Origin of the sequence: Chryseobacterium sp. KACC 21268 (assembly GCA_028736075.1) — a bacterium.
Lineage (GTDB): Bacteria > Bacteroidota > Bacteroidia > Flavobacteriales > Weeksellaceae > Epilithonimonas.
In genome coordinates this window covers 2,243,041-2,267,835 of record CP117875.1, presented here as the reverse complement: position 1 = coordinate 2,267,835, position 24,795 = coordinate 2,243,041, and the positions used below count along the sequence as shown (strand labels likewise).

17 protein-coding genes are annotated in these 24,795 nt (G+C 37.3%); 7 read left to right on the top strand and 10 right to left on the bottom strand.

Annotation, left to right across the window (positions count from 1 at the left end; all coding sequences use genetic code 11):
- Nucleotides 1–142 precede the first annotated feature (142 nt).
- The 4 genes from nhaA (at nucleotide 143) to PQ459_10475 (ending at nucleotide 5,062) form a co-directional block, all read left to right on the top strand.
- Entirely contained in the window at nucleotides 143–1,486 is a 1,344-nt protein-coding gene (nhaA, locus tag PQ459_10490) for a Na+/H+ antiporter NhaA (GenBank protein ID WDF45324.1), read from the top strand.
- The gene (locus PQ459_10485; GenBank protein WDF45323.1) at nucleotides 1,479–2,771 is read left to right on the top strand and encodes a DUF389 domain-containing protein; all 1,293 of its coding nucleotides are present in this window, start codon (nucleotides 1,479–1,481) and stop codon (nucleotides 2,769–2,771) included. The genes nhaA and PQ459_10485 overlap by 8 nt, the downstream gene beginning before the upstream one ends.
- A 191-nt stretch (nucleotides 2,772–2,962) precedes the next feature.
- The gene (locus PQ459_10480) at nucleotides 2,963–4,852 is read left to right on the top strand and encodes a chloride channel protein (protein WDF45322.1); all 1,890 of its coding nucleotides are present in this window, start codon (nucleotides 2,963–2,965) and stop codon (nucleotides 4,850–4,852) included.
- A 75-nt stretch (nucleotides 4,853–4,927) separates the two neighbouring features.
- Nucleotides 4,928–5,062, top strand: a complete 135-nt coding sequence (locus tag PQ459_10475; GenBank protein ID WDF45321.1) for a hypothetical protein — start codon at nucleotides 4,928–4,930, stop codon at nucleotides 5,060–5,062.
- Nucleotides 5,063–5,469: 407 nt separating this feature from the next.
- Here the strand turns inward: PQ459_10475 and PQ459_10470 are convergent, their stop codons facing one another.
- Nucleotides 5,470–5,679, bottom strand: coding sequence for a hypothetical protein (locus PQ459_10470; protein ID WDF45320.1), 210 nt, complete (start codon nucleotides 5,677–5,679; stop codon nucleotides 5,470–5,472).
- A 1,128-nt stretch (nucleotides 5,680–6,807) separates the two neighbouring features.
- Here PQ459_10470 and PQ459_10465 point away from each other — a divergent pair.
- The 3 genes from PQ459_10465 (at nucleotide 6,808) to PQ459_10455 (ending at nucleotide 10,492) form a co-directional block, all read left to right on the top strand.
- Nucleotides 6,808–7,170 carry a response regulator gene (locus PQ459_10465; protein WDF45319.1) on the top strand — a complete coding sequence of 121 codons (363 nt, stop codon included), beginning with the start codon at nucleotides 6,808–6,810 and terminating at the stop codon, nucleotides 7,168–7,170.
- 147 nt (nucleotides 7,171–7,317) lie between these two features.
- Entirely contained in the window at nucleotides 7,318–10,044 is a 2,727-nt protein-coding gene (locus tag PQ459_10460; GenBank protein WDF45318.1) for a PAS domain-containing protein, read from the top strand.
- A gap of 82 nt (nucleotides 10,045–10,126) precedes the next feature.
- Nucleotides 10,127–10,492, top strand: a complete 366-nt coding sequence (locus tag PQ459_10455) for a response regulator (GenBank protein WDF45317.1) — start codon at nucleotides 10,127–10,129, stop codon at nucleotides 10,490–10,492.
- A 534-nt stretch (nucleotides 10,493–11,026) separates the two neighbouring features.
- Here PQ459_10455 and PQ459_10450 read toward each other — a convergent pair.
- The 9 genes from PQ459_10450 to PQ459_10410 form a co-directional block, all read right to left on the bottom strand.
- Nucleotides 11,027–12,832, bottom strand: a complete 1,806-nt coding sequence (locus PQ459_10450; GenBank protein ID WDF45316.1) for a tail fiber domain-containing protein — start codon at nucleotides 12,830–12,832, stop codon at nucleotides 11,027–11,029.
- A 927-nt stretch (nucleotides 12,833–13,759) separates the two neighbouring features.
- Nucleotides 13,760–14,443, bottom strand: a complete 684-nt coding sequence (locus tag PQ459_10445) for a glycosyltransferase family 2 protein (protein WDF45315.1) — start codon at nucleotides 14,441–14,443, stop codon at nucleotides 13,760–13,762.
- 47 nt (nucleotides 14,444–14,490) lie between these two features.
- Nucleotides 14,491–16,761, bottom strand: coding sequence for a hypothetical protein (locus PQ459_10440; protein ID WDF45314.1), 2,271 nt, complete (start codon nucleotides 16,759–16,761; stop codon nucleotides 14,491–14,493).
- Nucleotides 16,758–19,031 (bottom strand): YfhO family protein, encoded by a 2,274-nt coding sequence (locus tag PQ459_10435; GenBank protein WDF45313.1) that lies wholly within the window; start codon nucleotides 19,029–19,031, stop codon nucleotides 16,758–16,760. Before PQ459_10435 ends, PQ459_10440 begins: the two co-directional genes overlap by 4 nt.
- A 61-nt stretch (nucleotides 19,032–19,092) precedes the next feature.
- Nucleotides 19,093–20,430, bottom strand: coding sequence for a hypothetical protein (locus PQ459_10430; GenBank protein ID WDF45312.1), 1,338 nt, complete (start codon nucleotides 20,428–20,430; stop codon nucleotides 19,093–19,095).
- A gap of 6 nt (nucleotides 20,431–20,436) precedes the next feature.
- Nucleotides 20,437–20,913 (bottom strand): T9SS type A sorting domain-containing protein, encoded by a 477-nt coding sequence (locus tag PQ459_10425; GenBank protein WDF45311.1) that lies wholly within the window; start codon nucleotides 20,911–20,913, stop codon nucleotides 20,437–20,439.
- Between the two features lie 236 nt (nucleotides 20,914–21,149).
- The gene (locus tag PQ459_10420) at nucleotides 21,150–22,106 is read right to left on the bottom strand and encodes a hypothetical protein (protein WDF45310.1); all 957 of its coding nucleotides are present in this window, start codon (nucleotides 22,104–22,106) and stop codon (nucleotides 21,150–21,152) included.
- Between the two features lie 6 nt (nucleotides 22,107–22,112).
- Nucleotides 22,113–22,589 carry a T9SS type A sorting domain-containing protein gene (locus PQ459_10415; GenBank protein ID WDF45309.1) on the bottom strand — a complete coding sequence of 159 codons (477 nt, stop codon included), beginning with the start codon at nucleotides 22,587–22,589 and terminating at the stop codon, nucleotides 22,113–22,115.
- Nucleotides 22,590–22,970: 381 nt separating this feature from the next.
- The gene (locus PQ459_10410; GenBank protein WDF45308.1) at nucleotides 22,971–24,167 is read right to left on the bottom strand and encodes a helix-turn-helix transcriptional regulator; all 1,197 of its coding nucleotides are present in this window, start codon (nucleotides 24,165–24,167) and stop codon (nucleotides 22,971–22,973) included.
- Nucleotides 24,168–24,795: the final 628 nt, after the last annotated feature.

Sequence of the window (24,795 nt, the reverse complement as noted above, 5' to 3'; positions counted from 1 at the left end):
TATAGGCAGTATCGATTTCTACAGAAAATTCTTTTAGATCATTAAATTTAAAAATCCTACTTTCTACTATAACTTTTTTTAATGACGATCCACTTTTCCTTTAGTATTCGTAAATTTGCACATACTTATTTTTAAAGATAACATGATAAAAAACTATCCTCCAAAGCCTATTGATAAAATTGTTTACCCTGTTCAAAGATTTATCCAGCAGGAAAAATCAGGGGGATTGCTTTTGGCTATCAGTGTCGTTATAGCATTGATCCTTGCCAATTCACCGCTGTCCGAGGGATATCACCATCTCCTTGAACAGACTTTTGGCTTAACATTGAACAACCATACTTTTTTCAATTTCAGCATTCATCACTGGATCAATGACGGACTGATGTCTGTTTTCTTTTTCGTGGTCGGTCTGGAGTTAAAGCGGGAGATCATCGGCGGCGAGCTATCCAATCCCAGAAAGGCAATGCTGCCCATTGTTGCGGCTTTAGGAGGCATGGTAATGCCGGCAGTCATATTTCTGCTGCTGAATCCAAGCGGTACGGTGCATAAAGGCTGGGGAATTCCTATGGCAACAGATATTGCCTTTGCACTGGGCGTTCTCTTTTTGTTAGGAAAAAAGATACCACTCTCACTCAAAGTTTTTTTAACGGCTTTGGCCATAGTAGATGATCTGGGAGCGGTCCTCGTGATCGCGTTTTTCTACACGTCCAATATAGAAATGACCTATCTGCTGGCAGGTTTGGCCATTCTTGCCGTGATGTACCTTGGAAACAGACTGGGAATACGGTCCGTATTCTTTTATGCATTTCTAGGCATTATCGGTGTTTGGACATGCTTTGTAATTTCAGGTGTCCATGCAACAATCGCCGCTGTTTTGGCCGCGTTTACGATACCGGCAGATGTGAAGATCAAAGAAACAGTTTTCATTGCAAAGATCACCAACTATCTGGAAACATTTAAGAATATCGATCCTACCGAAGACAACCCGACATTAACCAATGACCAACTTCACGTTCTGGAAAAGATAAATGAGGCTACGAATGCTGCGACGCCGCCACTTCAAAGATTAGAGCACTCAATGCATCCTATCGTCACATTTGTGATCATCCCAATTTTTGCCATCGCCAACGCCGGCGTCTCTCTAAACATTGATTTTGAAAGTCTTTTTGATACAAATATTGCAATTGGTGTAGCATTGGGTCTGTTGGTTGGAAAGGTTGTTGGCGTAGTTGGATTTACTGCGGTATTTATCAAATTGAAGATTGCTAAAGTACCTGAAGGGATGACGATCTGGAATCTTTTGGGGCTGGGGTTTCTTGCATCCATCGGTTTCACCATGTCACTATTCGTGACCTCGCTGGCCTTTGTTAACGAAGAATATCAGACCCAAGCAAAAATAGGAATATTTGCAGCTTCTATTATTGGAGGGATGACGGGATATATCATTCTTAGTAAAAATACTGAATCAACACAAAACCATGAATAACATTTTCAATTTCATCAATCTTCACAATGGCGAAGAAAAGAAAGAAAAAGTTCTGGAAAATGTCACGGCAAATATTTCGTTCCGCGGATCTAATCTCTGGATCCTGGCTTGTGCTATTATCATTGCTTCAATTGGGCTGAATGTCAATTCCACTGCTGTCATTATCGGAGCGATGCTCATTTCTCCGTTGATGGGTCCCATCGTAGGAGCAGGATTTGCGTTGGGAACTTATAACTTTCCGTTGCTGAAAAAATCTTTTAAAAATCTTCTGATCGCTACGGTGGTTAGTTTGATGGTTTCAGCATTTTACTTTTACATCAGTCCTTTCAAAGATGTCCAGTCTGAACTTTTGGCCAGGACAGCGCCTAATATCTATGATGTTTTGATCGCTTTTTTTGGTGGACTGGTCGGCGTCATTGCCATAACAAGGGTAGAAAAAGGCAATCCGATCCCCGGTGTGGCCATTGCTACAGCTTTGATGCCACCTTTGTGTACCGCAGGATTTGGATTGGCCACTTTTAATTTTTCCTACTTTTTAGGTGCTTTCTATCTTTACACCATCAACTGTTTTTTTATATGTATTGCAACCTTTTTAGTTGTCAAGTACCTGAGTTATCCTTCGTCAATAGTTGACAGTAAATATGAGAAAAGGATAAAATACGGAATATCATTTCTGATCCTTGTGATGATCGTTCCAAGTTCCTGGCTGGCTTACAATTTATTCAATGAAAAGAAATTTACAAAAACTGCTGAACAGTTCATCCAGAAAGAATTTGATAATAATGGATATACGCTGATCTACAAAAAGATCAATTACAATTCGTCTCCTAAAACGATCGACATTGCTTTTCTGAATAAAAAATTTACGCAGGCGGAAATTGATTCATATAATAGAATGTTGGTTGACAATGGACTTCCTGATACCAAGTTCAACATTAGACAAAACAACTCAGATCTCAAGGCGGAAATATTAAGTGAGATCACTAAGAACAATACAAACCTTTCGGAAAAAGACATCGCCATATCAAAATTACGTGAGGAACTTGATACCTATAAAATATCCGACTCCACACTAAAGAATGAACTTCAAATCCTATATCCCACAATTTCCAATTTGTCTTACGGTAAATTGGAAAAATATCCTCTTACGGACAGTGCAAAACTGCAGTTCGTGGTAATCTATTCAGGTAAAAATGTGGATCAAGTACAAATGAAAAACTGGTTACAAAAACGGCTTAATGAGAAAGATGTAGAAATTCTACAGAATACTGAAAGCACAAAATAAATAAAAACGTCATTTCTTCAGCGAATGGCATTTTTCCTTTTCCCCGTTGTGCTAAATGTCGTAAATGATGTTTATCTTCTAGCAATTTTACAGTAATATTGGATTGTTTTCTCCGTAAAAGTATTTCTTAGAAAGAACCCAGTTGTTCAAATATGCTTTTGATATATTTGTGGAACATTTAATTTTGTGAAATGGAAGATGATTTCCATTTTATTGACATAGAAATATCAGACGTGAAAATTCATAATAAAAAACGATTTCTCAGTTTTCTCAAATTTAAAAGGGATTTTCAGCAGTATGGCCTGGAGAAAGCACGCAGTTATGAATTGATACTGCATTGGCTAAATAATAAGCTCAGCCGGAATCAGTTTCTTCTCCTTTCAGGTATTCTGGTCGGATGTACAGCTGGATTGGCAGGCGTTGTACTTAAAACCATTGTTCATAATATCCACTTTTTCATTACCCACAAGGTCCATTTTGAATATCAGGTGTTGTTCTACATTATATTTCCGTTCCTAGGAATTATATTGACGACGAGTATCGTATTGACGATTTTCAAAGGTCAGGACAGAAAAGGAATTGGTGCGATCCTGTATGAGATCGCACAGAACTCGAGCATTGTTTCTTCGGTCAAAACTTATTCCCAGATCGTGCAAAGTGCGATCACCGTAGGTCTTGGAGGATCTGCTGGGTTGGAAAGTCCTATTGCTGTTACAGGTGCAGCTATCGGTTCTAATTATGCCCAGACTTACCGCTTGAATTACAAAGAGCGAACGCTTCTTTTGGCGGCAGGTGCTACCGCAGGTATAGCATCCGCTTTCAATGCCCCGATCGCCGGAATCATGTTTGCGTTTGAGATCCTGCTGACGGGTGTTGTGTTCACAGACTTTATTCCTTTGGTTGTGGCTGCGGTCTGTGGAAGTCTCTTGTCCAGAATACTTCTTCAGGAAGATGTGCTTTTTAGGTTTTATACAAGAGAGGCATTTAATTATAGGAACCTCCCATATTACCTAATCCTTGGTATCGTTACAGGGCTTTATGCTCGCTACTTCTTGGTCATTTCTCAAAAAGTGGAACATTTTTTTAAAGGCCTTCAGATATCTCGACTACGAAAAGCAATGCTGGGCGGTGCAGTATTATCATTTCTGTGCGTTCTTCTCCCGCCTTTGTTCGGAGAAGGTTATGATACAGTAAAGGCCTTTACCAATGGGCAAGCCAATTTGATCATAGAAAATAGTTTTTTCCGATATTTTGATCTTCAGCAATATACGATCATCGTTTTTCTGATCCTTGTTTGTCTCCTGAAGGCATTTGCCACATCATTTACCATTTTCAGCGGCGGGAATGGGGGTAACTTTGCGCCATCCCTTTTCGCCGGAGGCTCTGTCGGGTTTTTATTTGCAGTGATCTGTCAGCAGATCGGATTCAAAGATGTTCCTGTCACGAATCTCGTTTTGGTGGGAATGGCTGGTGCAATGAGCGGTGTTTTGTATGCACCATTGACCGCAATATTCCTGATTGCCGAATCAAGTTTTGGCTATGATCTTTTTATACCCCTGATGATCGTTTCTGTGATTTCATATCTTATGGCAAGATGGTTTTCGCCAATATCGCCTGAACTTAAATTATTAGCTGACCAGGGAAAAATATTTACTAACCAACACGATAAAAATCTTCTGTTTTTTCTTCATACAGAAGACTTTATTGATAAAAATGCTCAGACGATAAATGTAAACGCCTCTATTAATGACTTGTTTGAACTGGTGAAAAATGGAACTAAAAATTTGTTTGCGGTATTGAACGATGACAATAAATTAAAAGGAATTCTGACTTTGGATGATATCAGGCCTTATCTTTTCAATCAGGAAAATAACGCTTCATTACCCGTCACTAAAATTATGAAAGCACCGCCCGCGTTGATAAAACCGGAAGATAAACCTTTGGAAATCCTTCAGATTTTTGATGATACCGGATCTTGGAATCTGCCTGTGGTTGATCAGAATAATCACTTTATCGGTTTCATATCAAAATCGTCAATCCTGATGAGTTACAGACAGATCCTTCAAGGCTATTCAGATTAGATTTCCCTAACAAAATTTCCTTGAGGAACAATGTATCATTCAGCTTTTATTAACTTTGCATAAAAACCAGAAATTATGGAGGGGAAAAAACTTTTCGACTACGAGAGTAGTGAGAATAAAGAACATCAAGAGGAAAAGCCTAATGTCAACGTATTTCTAAAGGTGATACAGATCATATTAAGTATCATATTAGGTGCGATGCATGTTTAAGAAACTAAAGGTATCATACTGGTTTGTCTTCGGTTTGCTCATTTGGGCTGTAATTGCTTACTTGAGAGATCAAAAGATCTTCATACCTGTTGTCAACGATTATCTTACGGATCTCTACAGCGTCCCGATGTACAGTTACACGATCATGAAGATCATGCACCTCACCTACAGCCCGAACTGGAAACCAGATCTCAAGTTTCTGGTTGGCGCTGCGCTAAATCTAACTATCGTATTTGAAGTGATATGTCCTCTTCTCTCACCTCGTTACACAGCAGATCCAATAGATGTGATATGCTACTTTACAGGTGCGGGGATCTATTATTTTGTTTTAAAGAAATTTAGTCGCAGACCATGTGTTATCAAGTAGCTAATGGTACTGAGCAATTTATATCAAGATTCTATCGACCCTACGTTCCTATATTCTGAAAGGCACCTAAACTTTCGATCCTGTCAGTGACTGTATTGTAAACGATCTCAACAAAAAAAGTAGACACCTCGTACAACACAAATTTTAATTGATCTCTAAAATTTTCATCGATCACTTTTCCTTCAGCCATAACGACCTCATATTGTAAATCTCCTGATAAATTTTTAAAATCGTAATACGAAATTGACATAGCACTTAGTTTTTGAAATTGTATTATTTAGTGGAGTTGTTCACAATTCTCTGATTAGACGAAATGTTAAATTAATACGTTGTTTCATTGGAAAAAGTTGATTTAGCGACTCTATGTTCCCAATTTTCCTGCAGTTGCCTTTCATGATCATTAAAGAACCGTGTGTGAGTGGCAGACTGTATTTGTTCTAATGATGATTCTTTTTTCTTAAATCAAAGTTCCTGGTCTGTCCAAGACTAATCGATGCAATAACAGGGCGCTTTCCATACCTGCTTTCTTTATCCCTGTGCCAGATACTGAATCATTATTGTCACGGTAGACCGTTGAGCTGATAACCAAATTTCTTTTCTATTTTTTTTCAAAGATAATAATTCCTAAGTCCAGGGGTTAGTATTAGAGGTAATATCATCAGCTGCTTCATTGTATTTTGATTCGTGATAAGACGCTGTTAGCCTGACCGTTTTATCATACATTTTCTGTGTGCGCTTTTCTCAAGGCGCAAATTTAAGAAGATGGTCTTTCAGGTGATCAGCCTCCTCCCTGCTTAGGAAATTCTCTTTGTATTCCAAAAAGGTCTTTTGGAAACTCATAAAATTCTTCTGCATCAAATAAACTCAACTGATCCATTTTGTTTTTTTATATAAAATATTTATCTTTATCACATTCCAATCCAATGGGATATTTTTTTTTCATCATTTGTGTTTTTAACTTCCCTTCAGGGAAGTTTTTTTTATGTATTGAACCTAAGGATGCTGTTTTATAAATTACTGATAATGCGTTTCACTTCTTCAAATAAGTTTTTCAAATTGATTTCAGTGGGTAGAGAATGCGGTTTAACATCGATATTTTTAAATCTTCCGCTTTTTTGGGAAGATTACACTCGACATCTCGTCTGCAATATTTTCGTGAAATTGAGATCTGTATGCCAAGACAAAAAATAGACATGGTTGATGAAAAAACCAGAGAAATATGGCAGTGGGATCACTGCAATAATGTTCAGATCATTTTTAATTAATTAAAAAAACACATATATTTGTTTATCATTTTCAAAAATGTAACTGATAGAAAAATTTTTGATCTGTAATTCACTTGTTATTCATAATTTTAAAGTGTTAAGAGTGACTCCATATGGCAAAAAAAAGAATATTGATTTTCGACGATGACCTGGCCACATTGGAAGTTTTGCAGATCGTTCTTGTTGATGTAGGTTATGAGATCGACATCTCGCCTACATCACACAATATCATTGAGAGGGTATCAGATTTTGTTCCCGATCTAGTCTTAATGGACCACCAGATACCCGACATTGGAGGAGTTGCCGCCATAAAATTACTAAGAACTTATAGAGAATTCGCTAAAATTCCTGTGCTTCTTGTGAGTGCAAGCAATCAGATCGTTTCTCTTAAAAACGTTTCAGGTGCTGACGATTATATAAGAAAACCATTTGATCTTGGCGATTTGGAAACATTGATCATGAAATACCTCGGTTAAAATATCCGAGACGACGTCATTTGTATTTAATACGAAATTAGAGCCTACAATAAAAGGAAACTATTCATCTTTTTTAATACTTTTGTTCACTGCCAACACTACGCTGTTATTTAAAATGCATCACAATCTACTAACCATTTCCTCATTATGATCAATTATTTTTCTGCCCTGGGCACCGAGGCATTATTTGAGATCCTCAAACAATCCAATGATGCTACGGCCATTTATACCGGGAATGATCTTATCATCCAATTTGCCAATGATGCGATGCTCCAGATCTGGGGAAAGGATGAGACCGTGAGGGGCAAAAGATTTGAAGATGCCCTCCCTGAAATGAAAGGTCAGCCTTTTACGAACCTTCTAAAAAATGTTTGGGAGACCGGAGAGATCTACCAAGGACTTGACACGCCTGCTACATTGCTCATCGAAGGCAAATTATTGACCTCATACTTTGATTTTACCTATAAGCCCATCAGGAATAATAAGGGCGAAGTCTATTGTATCCTTCACACTGCGGCCGATGTTACCGAGAGGGTTAAAGCCTGGAACCTTGTCCGTGAAAAAGAAGAGCGTGAACAGCAGATCAATGAGGAACTGGCTGCCGCCAACGAAGAATACATGGCCACCAATGAAGAGTTGAGCGACACCAACGAGCAGCTGACCAAAACCTATGAGAAGCTTGCCGCTGCTGAGATCAGAATGCAGGAAGTGGTAAGGACAACCCCGATCGGATTGGCTTTGCTCAAAGGGAGCAATATGATCATTGAGACCGCCAATCCGGAGATGATCTCCATTTGGGGGAAATCTGAAGATACAGTTATCGGAAGCCCCTTACTCGAAGTTTTTCCGATTTTGAGCGGTCAGGTCTTCTCTGACCAGCTTCAACTGGTTTACGATTCTGCAAAACCTGTGTCTATGCAGAGGATCGAATTCAACTCAAGTGATGGCGAACATATTGAACAAAAATACATTGATATCAATTTTCATCCGCTCCTTGATCCCTATGGGAAGATGGATGCCATTATGGTGACTGTTCTGAATGTTACAGAAGAGGTGACCGCCAGAAAAGCATTGGAGGCCAGCGAACTAAAATTACAGGAGTACAATGAGGAGCTTATTGCCCTTAATGAAGAGATCCAAAGTAACAACGAGCAGCTGGAGGCGCTTAATGAGGAATATACGGCAACCAATGAACAGCTTGACCAGGCCAATCAAAAAATACATCTGCTCAATGACCAGCTTAAAAAAGAAAACCATGACCTGCTTTTTGACAATAGAGATTTTCAGGACAGCATAAAAGACCTTGATAATTCAAACAAGTATCTTGAAGTAAGAAATAAGGAGCTGAAAGATCTGAACGACACGATCCTTGAACTCAACAGCAAACTTTCGGAAAGCGACTTGAGCTTTTCCAATCTGATATCACAGGCTCCTGTGGCGATGATGCTGGTTACCGGAGATGACTTTGTCGTGTCAATGATCAATATTTCAATGCTTGAACTTCTTGGAAAAGATGAATCCATTATAGGTAAGCGTCTGTTTGAGGAACTTCCTGAACTTAAGGGACAAAAGGCTGCAGATATGCTTATCGAGACCTACGAAAAAGGACTTCCTCATGCCGACTACTCCAATCCTGTTCTGCTTAATCGCAGTGGTAAAATAGAAAAAGGATTTTTCAATTTTACATACACGCCCTATATGGAAAATGGTAAAATAACTGGCGTTATTGATATGGCCATGGAGGTGACACCTCAGGTAGCTGCAATAAAGGACAGAGACAGGATCATTCTTGAAAAGAGCGAACTTGAGGAAAAGATCAGAAGCAACGAACAGCGTCTCCATAGCATCCTGGAAACAATGGCGGAAGGTGTTGGTGTGACCGATGCCAGCGGACAACTGGTATATGCGAATCCTATGGCACAGCAGATATTGGGTCTTACCGAAAGCAAGATAAAGGACAGGACATTTGATGATCCGAAGTGGCAGAACCTGAGATTGGACGGCACCCCGCTACCTTCCGAAGAGCACCCCATGTCCATTATGATGAAGACGGGCAAGCCTGTGTTTGACCATGAGATCGGTGTCCAGCCACCTGACAGGGAACGCTTTTATATCTCCATCAATGCCGCACCACTGTTTGACAGTGAAGGAAACCTCTCCGGAGGTATCGGTACCTTTATGGATGTCACGACACGAAGGATGATCGCTCAGGGGAAAGATGATTTTATAAGCATTGCCAGCCACGAACTTAAAACACCGGTAACATCATTGAAAGCTTCTCTGCAACTGCTACAGAGGTCCAATGATAGATTATCTGCTGAAACAAGAAATAGGCTTTTGGAACAAGCGATAAAAAGTCTGGATAAACTCTCCCGTCTTATCAATGACCTATTGGATACAAGCAGGATAGAACAAGGTCAGCTTAAAATGGAGAAAAGCTCCTTTTCAATTTCTGAGCTCTTTGATGACTGCTGCTCCAATCTGGCACAGACCACTACTCAGAAGATCATCTTTGAAGGGGATACCGGTCAGATCGTTGAAGCCGATAACCAGCAGGTTGGTCAGGTTATGGTCAATTTTATCACAAACGCCATTAAGTACGCCCCTGATTCAGATATTGTGGTCCGTGCGCTTAGAGGAAATAATGAGGAAATAATGATCAGCGTTGAAGATAACGGACCGGGCATCCCTGAACAAAAACTTGCACATTTGTTTGACCGTTACTACAGAACGGATTATAAGGGACAGAAATTTTCGGGTCTTGGACTGGGATTATATATTAGTTCAGACATCATTAAAAACCATGGTGGGAGGATCGGTGTCGAGAGTACTTTGGGAGTAGGCAGTAAATTCTGGTTCACTCTGCCACTATAATGACAATTGGTTTTTAGTTAAAGTTTAAATTAAAGTTCGCAAAAATTACAAAAGCTTGGTTTCATTATTGCTTACACATATTATGAGAAAGATTTATTTAGTTGAGGACGATCAAGCCATAAGAGAGGTTTTGGAAGTATTTTTAGGCCTTGAGGACTTTGAGGTACATTCTTTTATCTCTGTCACAGAATTTAGAGAAAGAGATACAGATGTAATTCCTGACCTTTATCTGTTCGATGTCAACCTTCCTGATGGATCTGGAATTGACCTGTGCCATCAAATCAAAAGTGACCGTAAGAACCAGGATGTTCCTGTTATGATCATGAGTGCCCACGCCAATCTTCAACATTTAAAGGATCTTTGCGAGCCGGACGATATGATATCAAAACCATTTGATATTGATAATCTTCTGAGTCGTATTCAAAGTACCATGGACAAAAGTGTATAATATATACAGAGTTGATATTTTTCATAGGTTTTTTACCAATATCTAATGACAAAAGACGATTGATGATGACTCAAATCATTCGCAAACTAAATCCATTAAAGTCTGGATTTTCTGATTTCGATGCATGAATGATCAATTACATGTATATATCCAAATTCAAGAAGTCTGAACTAATTAAATATAAATAATACCGCAATAGCGATCCTACGTATATCGAAGGTCATTAGAAAACTCCTATTTTTGAATTACATTTCTACGAAAATTTCTTAATGTATTTTGTATACATCACCTTTTCTTATTTTTTCAAACAAGTAAAATGGATAAACCAAAAATCTTGATGTTGATGACGCAATAATTCTCATTTTGACGCCAGCACAAAAAAGAAAATTGAAACAGATGAGGTAATATTCAAGCGAGTTAATACTATAAAATTATCTTACAATATAGCATCCATCTCATAATTTTAAACGTAATAATATATCATATTTTTTCCAAAATAAGATTCATCTTACGATAAATCATGACTATTTCAACTTATTTACTCTCCGATACAAGTCCTTCTAGTTTCTTGTTTAGTTCCTGTAGTTTGGAACTTAGATCATTTATTTGCTGACCCTGTTCCAAGACCTTTTTTTGAAAGAACTCCGTCTGTTGCCTAGACTTAGATAATTCCTGGATGCTCTTAATAAGAGGTGCAATCAGATCGACGTATCTAATTGAAAGATAATCTTGTTCCGAATTGTCGCTGTTTATAACCGCAGCATTCGAGTAATGATTGTCTTCCAATATCTGTTTTAGATCCTGGGCGATCAACCCCCATTCCTTTCTCATTTCAGTATCATTTTTTTTCACATACTCGACAGGTTGAAGCTGATTTATAAAATCCAGCCCTAGTGATATTGGCTTGATATCGTCCTTGAAACGTCTGTCAGATGCGACAGAAAGTCCTACCTGGGCCTCGATCGATGTGATGTCCTGGTTTCCAATTCTTACCTTATTTGAAGATCCAACTTTAGCACCATTTCCAAGAGCGGTGGCATTTGTGATGTTAGGTTCTGTAACATCAGCTGTATTTCCAATTGCTGTATTGTTACTACCAGTTGCATTGGTGTTCAAAGCCATATTTCCCACCGCCACATTACTGCTTCCTGTTGTATTGGTTCTGGAAGCATCGTGCCCAATGGCCACATTTCGGGAACCAGAGCTATTGTCCCTGGACGCTTCAGGGCCAATGGCAACATTTTCATTTCCATCGATATTATCGTAAAGGGATGCAAAGCCCAATGCCACATTTGAACTTCCGACCCTGTTGTTGTACATTGATTCTTTACCGATTCCAGTGTTGGATTCTCCTGACTGGTTTTGATTTAGGGCATTGATCCCAAATGCCGAATTACCGGAACCGACAGTATTATTATAAAGTGAAAACGCACCACTTGCCGCGTTATCGTTTCCTGTCAAGTTGTTGCGTAGAGCCTGAGTTCCCACTGCGCTATTGTTGCCTCCCGACGTATTGTATTCCAAAGATTCTCTGCCTATAGAGGTATTGGAACTCCCTACAACCGTACTTCTCAAAGCGCCGCGTCCAACAGCGGTATTAGAGCTGCCGGTAGTATTTCCGTATAGCGACTGATAGCCGACTGCGGTATTGGAATCTGTGGTGTTGTTGCGTAACGCCTGATAGCCTACGGCTACGTTCTCGCCTGCAGCAATGTTTGAAAAGAGGGATTCAAATCCAATCGCTGTATTTGCCACTGATGTCGTATTCGACCGCAACGCATTGGAGCCTACGGCTGTATTTTGTGATCCTGTAGTATTAGCACTTAGAGAATTGTCTCCGACACTGACGTTCGAGTTGCCCGTGTTGACATTGCCAGACAAGTATCCGTAGAATGTGTTGCTTACATCCAATCTTCCTGATCTTTCATTGTTGATCCTGAAAGTGAGAGGAATATTATCTAAAGTACCTAGAAAATGAGTACCATCGATGGTTCCATTGTTTCCACCGATTGCCCAACCTGATTGTGTACTTTGCAAAGCCACCCAGGTCGACTGGGGAAAGTTCCAGTAGTAGAAGCCGACCTGATTGGTACCAAAGGGAGAATTCGAAGCAGTCGCCTTAGTAAGATACACCAACATGCTATTTTGGGCAGCTGTAGGATTTTCCAAGGGAAAATTTTCGATTCTGGGAATCAATAACCCATCGATATTAGAGGGTTCTGATATGTTCTTACCTGTAATGTCAAGAATGGCATTTGGAGTATTTGTATTAATACCCACTTGTGCAAAAGTTGCTGAGAATACAGAGAAAAACAGTGCTGAACATAGAATATTCTTCATATTAAAATTTATTTTGGTGCTATAATATTCCAACGAAAAGCTCTTATTTTAAAAAAAATGATATGCTAAAGAACTTACAATTATTATAATTTCATATACTATACAAATGCAATACCAAGCATTTTCTACAAAATAATAATTCATAAACAAATATGGTTATTAAATTTTCAATTCATTTTATAATATTTCAATGTTTATAAAATGCAGTTACTCATTACAGTGTGCTAAGTCTTCTAAATAAAGGTTAGAAAAATCATAAATAGATATAATCTAGGTAAAATAGCAATACTTTATATGATAAAAGAAGACAGTTTTAAAGTACGAAAGCCAGTCATCTTTTAAAGTTTATTTTGAATAGAATATTATAGTCCCCTAAGACGACCATTTATTTACAAGCTACTTTTTTTTAGCATTTATCGTTCACTATAAAATAGTATGGCTTCATACTGGGTCTTCAAAAATTATTTTTCCGACAATGATTTTTTTTGCCTTTGCACGAAGTGCTTATAAGGCATCCCTGATTGTCAAATTCATATTGTATATTTAGGACCTGGTAGATGGTTTGTGGAGACTATAAATTTTATCTATATCGCTTCTTTTTTGAGTGACTACTTTGCTGTAAAGAAGCATGGTCTCTTTATCAAGTTCCTGCTGGTCCTGAATAAAATTACATTATTGTTCCCGGTCTCAGGACTATCTTTCCCATCTGCCTCTGTGACTTTATATCCATTTTAGCAATCCTAGTATTGTAGATGTAGCGGACCATTTGATGGCTCACGTCAGTCTAACACTGCCTTTGTGTTATCCCTCCAGGGCATGCTTCTAAAATTATCAGTCAATTATATACACATATTTTCATCAATGGGAAAAGTGGTGTCCTTCTCCTGTACGACAGTTTTGGAGAGAACAAGCAAGAGCAAAGTCAGATCATCTGCATATGCTATACTTTAAACTTTCACCAAGTACATCGATCCCATATCTGAGACTTCTAGTAAAGTTAATGCTGGATGCTTCGGGGAAATAGTTTGTAGGACAGCTGATCTCGCCAACTTGATAACCAATTTTAAAGATCTGAACCAAAACCTGATTGTCAAAAATAAAGTCATCACTATTGCTGTTGTAATCAATATTTTCAAGCACTTTTCGTTCATAAGCACGATAACCAGAATGATACTCACTCAATTTTTGATTAATCAGGATGTTCTGTATCAAAGTCAGAAAACGGTTGGCCAAATATTTATATAATGGCATTCCGCCTTTCAAAGCGCCATTGCTTAAAATCCTACTTCCCAGAACCACCGGATAAATACCGTAGGCAATCATACTACACATGGCAGTAATGAGCTTTGGGGTATACTGATAATCAGGATGAAGCATTACAATGATGTCTGCATTTAATTCCAGCGCTTTATTATAGCATGATTTCTGATTGGCACCATAGCCTTTATTTTTATCGTGTCTTATTATATGCCGAATACCTAAAACTTCCGCTTCCCCCATCGTATTATCCGAGCTAAAATCATCGACGAGAATAACCTCATCCACTACATCAAAAGGAATTTCCATATAAGTTCTTCTTAGTGTTTTTTCTGCATTATACGCCGGCAACACAACCACCACCTTTTTACCTTGAATCATATTATCAAAATCTTAAGAGTTTACTTCTTTAGCTGCAAAAGGATTTTTTCAGCTTCTCCTTTCCTTTTTTGAGACAGGTAATTCTCATACAAAAATCCCAGGTTTCTATTGAGAATCTGTTTTTTTTCTACACTTTCGTCCGATAATGTTCTGGCAGCCCTAATGACTTCGAGGAATAATTTTTCTGCATTTTTCAGCCCAGTTTTCGGAATTTTTCCTGCAAAAATATTCTTCTGCAGGCTCAGCGCATAGTTTTCCTGATAATCCCTATTTCCCGGTTGCTTGTTGTAAGCTTTTTGTGTGTAAAAAAAACTTTTGTCCCCATCACCTTTTACGGAGTAAGCGGTTCCAAGAAGAAAATCCGCATAAGAATTCTTGGGATCTGTTTTTTCCGCAAGATGAAGATAGGTTAATGCCTTATCGATATCGCCGAGATCCTGACCATACAGTTTACCAAGAGAAGTATAGCAGAGACTTTTGAAGACGTTTAGTTCCCTGATATATTGAATAGGTTTATATGTATACGTCATCTTGTAAGCCGCCTCTGATGTTTTGAGGTAACGCAAACGCTCTTTCACATCAATGGATCCTTCATCACCAAGCATTTTGTTCGTCCTTGCCAGGTTGAACCAGACCAGACCGTACATTGGATAGATATCCAAAGCTTCTTTATAGTACGGCAGGGATTGTTTCATCAAGTTGATGTTTTCGGCAGTTTCCTCTTCCGTTAAAAGACGTTGTTCTTCTTTGATCTGAAAGGTTTGATTATAAATTTTATCCAGAACGGCCTCGCCATAATCCGAACGTACTTTTGCACTGTTAGTAGATACATTAATGTCGTGCGAAAATAACGTGAGATTATCTCTCCAGTTAGGATTTCTTTTGACAGTAATCACAATGTAAATGACAGAAACTAATCCTACAAATCCAAAAGTGGCTTTTTGCCCCAATTTATTCATCATAAAAATTATCAAAGCGGAAACAAAAATCAGAAATCCGACCGAAGGCATAAACATAAATCGCTCACCCATATTGGTTCCTATAGGAAAAAAGAGATTGGAAACAACAGAAAATGTAATGAAATAAAATAAAATGCTATAGCTGTACACACTTTTCTTTTTCAGTCCGAACACTGCTACGCTTAAGAGACCCAGATTTATGATTAAGGAAACCCATACTGTGACATCTGAAAATGATTTGACAGCAATATGCCTTGGGTAATAATCATAAGTGAGCGGCGTCGGGATGATCAGTAATTTCAGATATCTTCCGAAGGTATAGATAGTGGTCGCCAGCTTATTATCATAAGGCATTTCCCGGATACTCTGTAAAGATGGATTTTGCAGCATCATTACATCAGAACCTTCCAGCAGCGGTTCGAATTTTGCGTTTTTATCAAGAACCAGAAATGGATCGTTCATCATTTGGGTCGTGCTTTTAGCGCTAAGATCAATTTTTCCGGCAGCATTGTTCCTTAATCCAAAGTAGATTATTATAGGCAAGACAAGAATCGCTAATGATAAAAGAACTTTCGGTAACCTGATGTTTCCAAAAAACCATAAAGTCATTGGGATTATAATAACAAACATCAGTGTATTTTCTTTTGCCAATGCTCCTAAGAAAAAACAGATAGCTCCAACGGATATCATTATCCATTTTTGCGATTCTTTTTGAGTAAAAGCTTTAAAAAGCAAGGTCGCTGAAAGCATTGAAAAAAGTAACGATAAAATCTCATCACTACCCTTCACATTCGCAACAACTTCGGTGTGAATCGGATGGACAGAGAATATCGCAGCGGCAAAAAAAGAGAGAATAAAGCCTTCTTTTCGTTTTTCAAAGATACGTGCAAGGAATTGATACAGCACATAGCATAACAAGCCATAAAACAAAACATTAAGAAGATGCATCAGATTGGAGAAAGTGGTCCTCTCTGAAAGATCGTTCAGTATATTGCCCTGTTTATCTTTTCGAATCTTTCCTGTTAGCGGATCAACCGCAGGCTTTGCAAGCAATTCAGAAAAAACGGCATACATCGCCGGAGTAAACGGTCGCCATCTTCCGCCGGAAACCGCATCTGTATTCTGTCCGGTACTTCCGTACATAAAATCATGGGTGAAGATATCAGGAATACCTTTGATTCCTCTCTGTACCAACTGGTTTTTATAGATCACCACGCTATCGTCAACCGCCCATTTATTCGGAACCGTATTGAGATAAATGATCATTCCCATAATGCCAATGAACAATCCGGCATATTGGGTATTACGGATAAAATTAAATATCCTGTTCATAGGTTATCTGTTTTTGTGAAAAATATTGATATCAACAATAATATAAGCGATACAAAGGAAATCCAAACGCCAATTATTTTGCAAGGCGGCGTATAATCCAGAACGATCCGATGAGAGCCGCTTTCCAACGGAAGAAAAATAAGTCCGCCAAAACCTTTATACATTGGACTTCTTTTGCCGTTATCCGTTATATTCCAGCCTTCATCAAAAGGGATAGAAAAAAAGAGAAAACGTTTACCCTTTGTATGAATCGTTCCGCTAATTTTATGATCTGAAAATGAATTGATTTTTAAAGTATCTCTAATTTCCGCTGAGATATCTTTTGAAATATCTGAGGCCGGTGTTTGATCTATTTTAAAGTTTTTTATGTCGGCGTCTTCTGCCACTAAATATTGGAGACTCAGTTCATCCTTATCTGAAAGTTTTTGGAAATCCGTTACGGACAGTATTTTGTCATAACAAAATCCCAAAGGAAGTGGATTTTGAGCGGTCAGGATTTTAAAATTTCCTTTATCGTCGGTTTCTCTGAATCCGTGATTAAGTAGTTTTTCACTTTCCGGTTTAGAGGCTAAAAAATATTTGACCGAGCAGAGTTTCATCAAAAAAGGAAAGTCTTTGATTCCTGGTACAAAACGGGTTTGAGGCTCATCATTAGGTTTAACGATGTCGAAAAGTCTGAGAAAATCAATGTAATTCTTATTATTAAATGAATTATAAACGGCAGAAGAATTATAACCCTGAATTTTTGCCTCGTTATAGGATGCCAGCCAGGAAACGCCGGAATAAAAATCCTTTTCCAGACGGAAAAAAGTTTTATCCGACTGATTGATTTGTTGTATGGAGCGTGACGAGGCGTCCATGTAGCCTTTCTTTTCTATATCCGCATTATTGCAAATGTTACGCTCCGAAATGATCTGTGAAGCTGACATCGTGATTTCAACCAGAACAACCGGTATAATAGCCCATACTCCTTTGAAAATTAATTTTTTACTGATCAGCAGGATTATTGAATAGCTAGTGACAAATAATATTGGTACAGTAACATTAGCGTTAAAATAAATTTTGCCAATTATCAAAATCGAGATAAAAAATATTGAAACCAATAGAAGCGGCTTAACAAAGACTATTTTTTTTTGGATAATTCCGGAAAGAATGAAACCGGAAATAATACAGAGCACCATTGCAAAGAAAATATTCAGAATACGGTAATAATCTCCCGAACGAAACCAGAAAATACTTCGTATGAGAGGAGAAAGATAAATCGAAAGCATTAGAATAATGGCAATGGCAGCAACCCGTTTTCCTTTTTTTCCAAGAACAGAAATCTGCGAAAGCAACAACAAGTTGAAAATGCCACAATACAATAAAGGGGCTTCAAAATAATTGCGGTATAACGAAAAATGGTTAACGTCACCTAAAATATTGGGTGAAAACAGACGGTAAATTATGGCGATTAATTCATTCCTACCGGCAAAAATCAGCGGTTCTTTTTCCAGTCCTGCAACCTCGCCAGATCCGCGCGGACTGTTTTTCATTAGATATAAACTGCTTAGTGACATCCAGCAACTCATACCGATCCCAATTAGAGTACTGATAGCAGAAAATAAAACAGGCTTAGCAAAACGGCTTTTTTTATGCAGAGTGATGTAAAATAAAATAGAAAAATAAGCAATACTAAAAATCAGGGCAAAAAAAAGATTAACAGGATAACTGATGCCAATCAATGCAAAAACAATCGCAATCCAGTAATACTGATCACAGAAGAATGCTCGCTGCAATGCAAACAATAAAAAAGAAAAATGAAAAGCAACAGGACTGAATAAAGTAACAGACCAGCTGCAGGATAATATATAGTAGCCAGAAAATGCCCATAGCGAAGAAGCCATCACCTTTGCACAAAATATCAATCTGTATTCCGAAAGAAATAAATACATCGTTACTCCCGCCAGGTAAATGTAAAGTATGGGAAGTATCAGCATTACCTTTTCCACCGATGCATCTGTTAGTCTGAAAAGCAACCACGAAAACGGTTCAAATGAATATGGATAAAGATTCTCCCCCAATCCATTACGAAAAGACCAACCGGGCAAGAATAGGCCATCTCTCACCGCAAGAAGCCTGTTGTAAAGCAAAGTATAGTCGTTAACATAAGAATCCGACCCAAGATCTTTGAATATAAAATAAAGATCTCCAAAAACAAACTCCCGGAAAACAAAAACCTCCAATGTGATGAGAATGATTGAAAAGAAAAGAAAATTTTTAAATTTCATAAACTCTACCAAAGTAAAAAGCACATCTCATTGCTGAAATGTGCTTTCTTGATTTTAATAACTACTTCAGTTTTACAATTTTGATATAACTTACTTTTGAAGCTGCAAAATCAGCACCTACAACAGTGCTTCCGGACAAAGCACGAATATAAAAGAAATCATTTGCGCTCATGTAAACCAGGCGTTGCAGAGTTCCTCTTTGCTTATACGGAGTCTGCGCTGTGGTTGTGTGACCTGTTCCATTACCGTAATAGCTGCTTTCCACATTACCAAGCCCGTTGTAATCTAACATAGGAATACCGTACATTGCATTTCCAACCATTTGAATGTCTACAAAATATAATCCTGCTGTTACAGCGGTGAATTTACTTATTTGATTACCCACTGAATTTCCTCCCGTACTATTTACGCTAGGATCTGTAATGCTAGTCCATGTGTTACCTCCAGTCAGTGCTGCAGGCGAGGTATTGGAGGAGAATAAAACTCCTGTCGGCAGAGTAAGAGAACTTCCAACAGAAGTTGTCTGTGCCGTAATAATGTTTGCATAGACCTCATAACTATTTCCTCCTGATGCTGATCCCCATGATAAGCTACTTCCATCAGTTGTCAGGAACTTTCCGCTATTTCCTGATTGATCAGGCAAAGTGGTACCGCTGCTGGGGGTAGACCAACTTCCATCCCCTCTCAAATAGGTGGTCGCACCCGCTGTTCCTGTAGCAGAGATTTTCCCTGTGGTTACAGCAGCATCCGCAAGTTTTCCTGTTGTGACTGCTAGATCATTAATCTTCGACGTAGTTACTGCCAGCCCATTAAGCTTATCACTTGTTACGGCAGCATCATTGATTTTTGAAGTAGTCACGGCATTGTTAGAAATGCTAGTGACAGCACTGCTATTAATCGTAATATCTCCCGATACAGTTGAAGGCGATTGTACTGTGTAAGGCGAAGCCGAACTGGTAACTACCAATTGTCCTCCAGCTGTTCCATTTTTCAAACCGTTATCAGCTGTTTTTGCATTCAGAGCATAGGGAACGCTAAGAAACTGCTGGGTTCCGCTAATGCTGTACGATGTACCGCCGGAAGGGTCAATCTCAGTTTTTACATAATATTTATCTGCACTCCAATCGATTGCTGATAAGGAACCGTTAACCACAGTTCCGCTTCCCAGAGCAGTGCTTAGTAGGCCATTAGCATTTGTAGTAACTGCCTGTATTTCCGAATATACTACTGTACCGGAAATGGAAGTTTTCAATATTGAAAATTTGATTCCGACGGATTGATTCGCAACCACTGTGTTTGAGGGATTTCTGACGACAGCCTGATAGCTGAAAGTCGATGGTGCCTGTGCCGATATGAATGAGGCCCATATCATAGCAACTACAAAGAATAGATTTTTCATTCTGAATTATTTTTTAATAATTTTAAAAGTTTTGATGATTTTCCTGTTTTCTCTAACAGACAAAAAATATACATCAGGAGGTAAGGATGACATCGAAATTTCTGTTTTCTCAATTTTTAGATCTTTTGTTTGTAGCAGTGATCCCTTTGAATCATAAAGGTCCGATGTATATTTTTTTGTATCTTTAGAATCGATTTTTAGGTAGAGATAATCTGTGACCGGATTCGGATAAACAGCCATTTCAAGGCGGATAAAACTTTGGTTGGCTCCTAAGGTAGAAGTAATGATGTAGGGTACCTGCGTTCCTGGTTCTGTGGAGCCCCCACTCCCTGACAGTTCTTTATAAAAAACATTTCCCAAAGAGTAACTTGCACTTCCGTCTGTACCTGACAATGAGCCGCCCGATGAATTAGATGAACTCTGTGCATTAGTTATTCCCCACCCGAATAAAAATAAAGCAGAAAACAGAATTTGATGTTTCATTTTAGATTTAATTGTAAAATTTAATTCGATATGATTTGTGTAGGATTCTTAGAAAATAATTGTTAATCAACTAAAAGAAATAAATCAAAGAAAAAAGCTAATTTATTTCTCTATTTGTTTGGCCATCTTCATTATTTTGCTTTTTTTCATCATTATAATTTGTATTATTTATCTTTCTTTGACCAGTTGTGATAAAAAGATCTACCTCTTTTTGGGAGTAGATTACAAAGTTTTTTTTATAATTTCACAATCATTAGCTGCGTTCCACCATCATTACTTAAGGACTGCAAAATTGCACTGTTCGCGCTTGTTGCACGTATTCTAATAACATCGCCTGCATTCAAATAGACCAAAAACATATATTGTGAAGAACTATGAGTGACAACATTAGTTACTGCTCGTTGACTAACATTAGATATGTAAGATGGATATATGTTATTGTATGAACCATAGGCAGACGCATTAACTTCCAAAAAATTGTACGCTCCTAAAGTATTACTAGGCGTTGCATTATCAATCATAGAATTTCTTGTTTGGATGAGATATAGACCTGCTCCGTTTGTACCGACAGTGTAAGCATTGTTTGTATACGAACCTACAGTAGGACTAGTAAGAACATTTTCATAAGTTACCTGATCTGGAGTTGGTGAAGTAGAAGCTACCAAAGCTTGGGTTGTGTTTTTGGTAACCATTAGTTCCAACTTCGCACTACTGAAGTTTGGTGTTGTCCATTGTGAACTATTATCTAAATTGTTTATTTTTGTTAAAACCTGCCCTGCTGTACCTCCTGCTGGAAGACCGTTCTTTGCATTCAGTGCATATGGCACACTGAGCAACTGCTGTGTCCCGCTGATACTGTAAGATGTTCCACCGGATGGATCGATGTCTGTTTTTACAAAATATTTGTCTGCTCCCCAGTCGATAGTAGATAAAGAACCGCTTACTACAGTTCCATTACCCAATTCCGCACTTACCAGACCGTTGGAATTAGTACTCTTTGTATGTGTCTCAGAATATATCACTGTACCTGAGACAGATGTCTTAAGAATAGAGAATTTTACGCCCACAGATTGGTTTACAACCAAAGCATTACTTGAATTTCTAACTACGGCCTGATAGCTCATCAGATTTGGAGCCTGTGCAAATGTAAATGATGCCCAAAGAACGGCAACAAAAAAAAATAGATTTTTCATTCTGGATTATTTTTTAATAATTTTAAAAGTTTTGATGATTTTCCTGTTTTCTCTAACAGACAAAAAATAGACACCAGGAGGTAAGGATGACATCGGAATTTCTGTTTTCTCAATTTTTAGATCTTTTGTTTGCAGCAGTGATCCCTTTGTATCATAAAGGTCCGATGTATATTTTCCTGTATCTTTAAAATCGATTTTCAGGTAGAGATAATCTGTGATTGGATTCGGATAAACAGCCATTTCAAGGCGGATAAAACTTTGGTTGACTCCTAAGGTAGAAGTAATGATGTAGGGTACCTGCGTTCCTGGTTCTGTGGAGCCCCCACCCCCTGACAGTTCTTTATAAAAAACATTTCCCAAAGAGTAACTTGCACTTCCGTCTGTACCTGACAATGAGCCGCCCGATGAATTAGATGAACTCTGTGCGTTAGTTATTCCCCACCCCAATAAAAATAAAGCAGAGAACAGAATTTGATGTTTCATTGTAGATTTAATTTTAAAATTTAATTCGATATGATTTGTGTAGGATTCTTAAAAAATAATTGTTAATCATTAATTTCCATTACCGACTTTATATCTCCTAATGTTAACGGAATATCATTGACGATGCAAGTGATAATAGATTTCCAAAATTTTAATTTAAAAATCAGCATAACACTTATTTTTATATGTTTGTTTTGAATGGCAAAGAAAGTTTATGAATATGCTTTATGCACAAAAAATTTGGGTAGTTTTCGGGTAGTTGTACGAAAAAAAAGTATAAAAAAACGGTAGTCCCTTAATTATAAAGACTACCGTTTTTAATCGAACTACAATATTAAAATCTATATCTTATTGATTTTCAAATATAATTTTTTGGAAAACTCAATGAATGTCTTTTAATTGGCTTCTTTTTTTGATATTTAATGTTTCGTAGATAATTTTGATATGATATTTGATTGTATTCTCTGAAACGTGGAGATTATTTGCAATTTCCTTATTGCTTTTTCCTTGTTTTATCATTTCAAATATGCTAAGTTGCTTAACATTCAAAAGTAATTTTCTAGATATACTGGATTTTTTATCCATCTCGTATTCTATCAATAGTTGCTTCATTTCCTCTATGTTATACATATGCTCCTTATTTCTGGATTTTAGGTTTAAAGCATATCTGACTAGAAAAAACGCAATGGTAATTAAAATTATAACAACCAAGGTATAAAAAATAATGATCTGCCATCTGAATCTTTTATCTTTCTCTTCAAAATTTTTGGCTTTAATTTCTCTTTCAATATGTAACTGTTGAAGATTTTCTACGGGCTTATATTTTCGATTTAAAGAATCAAATTTACGTGTGAATATAAAAGTTTTTTCAACATCTTTCTTTTCCTTGTAAAGATTCATCATTACTTCTGCAAGATAGATTTCATATTTGAGGATATGGCATTGCCTTGCTTTTTCCACACCAAGCTTATAGTAATAATCTGTCTTTTTAGAATTATTTTCAGTAAAATAAAGCTGAATCTGTTTTCCATAAACAATAGGAAGATCGCAATGATTACTTTTCTGCATCAATGAAGAAGCCTTGTAATAAAAATCTTCCGCGGCTTTATATTGTCTTTTAAGAAATTTTACAAACCCCTGCTGCATAAGAATTTTGGATGTATCATCATTATCCAGAAATCGATAATTATTTGTAGAAATTTCCTGCATCAGCTCATCTGCCTTATTGTAATTCTGAATATCAAAATAGGCAAACGCAAACTGCGCATCAATTTTAGCGTTTGCACGTATTGAATTTTGCTCTAGTGCAATTTTTTTGGCATTGGTAAGATAGTAAATCACCGATGTGTAATCCTGCAGCCTTTTATAAGTTAGGGAAAGCAAAATATTGATTTCTATCTGCTCACTTGCTGGAAGGTCATCATTTTCCAACAGATTTATGAGCGTATCCTGAGATTTTTTATATTGAAGGTTATTGTTATAATTATAAATTTTTTTTGTTAGTTCTGTAATGTTTATGCTTTGAGATTTAGAAATCTGAAAGCATAATACTATTAAAATAATTGAATAAAGCTTCATTGTTATATTTACCTTGTTTTTTCACAAAAGTAAAAATAAATATTAGCTAATTTAATTTTAATCAAATTTTTATGGGAGAAGATAGTATTCTAATTTTAAAAGGATTTCCTACATTAAACAGAATTTGATAATTTCAAATCCTGAAACAATATGAATACTACATACATTTTCTAATAAATATTATGAAGAAGGTTTTATGGAAACGTATCGGCGGCATGGTCTAAGCTACTTCAGTATCCAATCTACCATATCATTGATTGATTTTTTTTTTAAATTTACCAGACTAAAGTAGTGTATATTACATAGACGATTTTCTGATTTCATTTTATAAGTCAGAGCGTTAATACCTGCAGAATACTATCAATGTCATTTATGAATTGGTTTGAATATAGTCCTGTCATGTTCACAAACATCCAAATGGCTCCATCTTAATCTAGATGGAGCCATTTTTTATTTGTTATTCCACACTAAGCCAAAATAATATTTTAAACGTCTAATAAAATCTATTATAACATTCATTCTTCATTAATTATTCTTCGCCTTTCTATGACTACATCAATTTGAGATTCCCAGTATAAATTTATTGAAAATCAAAATATGAAGATTACTTGCGGCAAAATATCTTTGT

Bases quoted from the DNA above. Each gene is read 5' to 3' on its own strand.
- PQ459_10415 (WDF45309.1), bottom strand. From the start codon at position 22,589: ATGAAACATCAAATTCTGTTCTCTGCTTTATTTTTATTGGGGTGGGGA.
- PQ459_10440 (WDF45314.1), bottom strand. From the start codon at position 16,761: ATGAACAGGATATTTAATTTTATCCGTAATACCCAATATGCCGGATTG.
- PQ459_10425 (WDF45311.1), bottom strand. From the start codon at position 20,913: ATGAAACATCAAATTCTGTTTTCTGCTTTATTTTTATTCGGGTGGGGA.
- PQ459_10410 (WDF45308.1), bottom strand. From the start codon at position 24,167: ATGAAGCTTTATTCAATTATTTTAATAGTATTATGCTTTCAGATTTCT.
- PQ459_10480 (WDF45322.1), top strand. From the start codon at position 2,963: ATGGAAGATGATTTCCATTTTATTGACATAGAAATATCAGACGTGAAA.
- PQ459_10435 (WDF45313.1), bottom strand. From the start codon at position 19,031: ATGAAATTTAAAAATTTTCTTTTCTTTTCAATCATTCTCATCACATTG.
- PQ459_10485 (WDF45323.1), top strand. From the start codon at position 1,479: ATGAATAACATTTTCAATTTCATCAATCTTCACAATGGCGAAGAAAAG.
- PQ459_10420 (WDF45310.1), bottom strand. From the start codon at position 22,106: ATGAAAAATCTATTTTTTTTTGTTGCCGTTCTTTGGGCATCATTTACA.
- PQ459_10455 (WDF45317.1), top strand. From the start codon at position 10,127: ATGAGAAAGATTTATTTAGTTGAGGACGATCAAGCCATAAGAGAGGTT.
- nhaA (WDF45324.1), top strand. From the start codon at position 143: ATGATAAAAAACTATCCTCCAAAGCCTATTGATAAAATTGTTTACCCT.
- PQ459_10465 (WDF45319.1), top strand. From the start codon at position 6,808: ATGGCAAAAAAAAGAATATTGATTTTCGACGATGACCTGGCCACATTG.
- PQ459_10430 (WDF45312.1), bottom strand. From the start codon at position 20,430: ATGAAAAATCTATTCTTTGTAGTTGCTATGATATGGGCCTCATTCATA.
- PQ459_10460 (WDF45318.1), top strand. From the start codon at position 7,318: ATGATCAATTATTTTTCTGCCCTGGGCACCGAGGCATTATTTGAGATC.
- PQ459_10450 (WDF45316.1), bottom strand. From the start codon at position 12,832: ATGAAGAATATTCTATGTTCAGCACTGTTTTTCTCTGTATTCTCAGCA.
- PQ459_10470 (WDF45320.1), bottom strand. From the start codon at position 5,679: ATGTCAATTTCGTATTACGATTTTAAAAATTTATCAGGAGATTTACAA.
- PQ459_10475 (WDF45321.1), top strand. From the start codon at position 4,928: ATGGAGGGGAAAAAACTTTTCGACTACGAGAGTAGTGAGAATAAAGAA.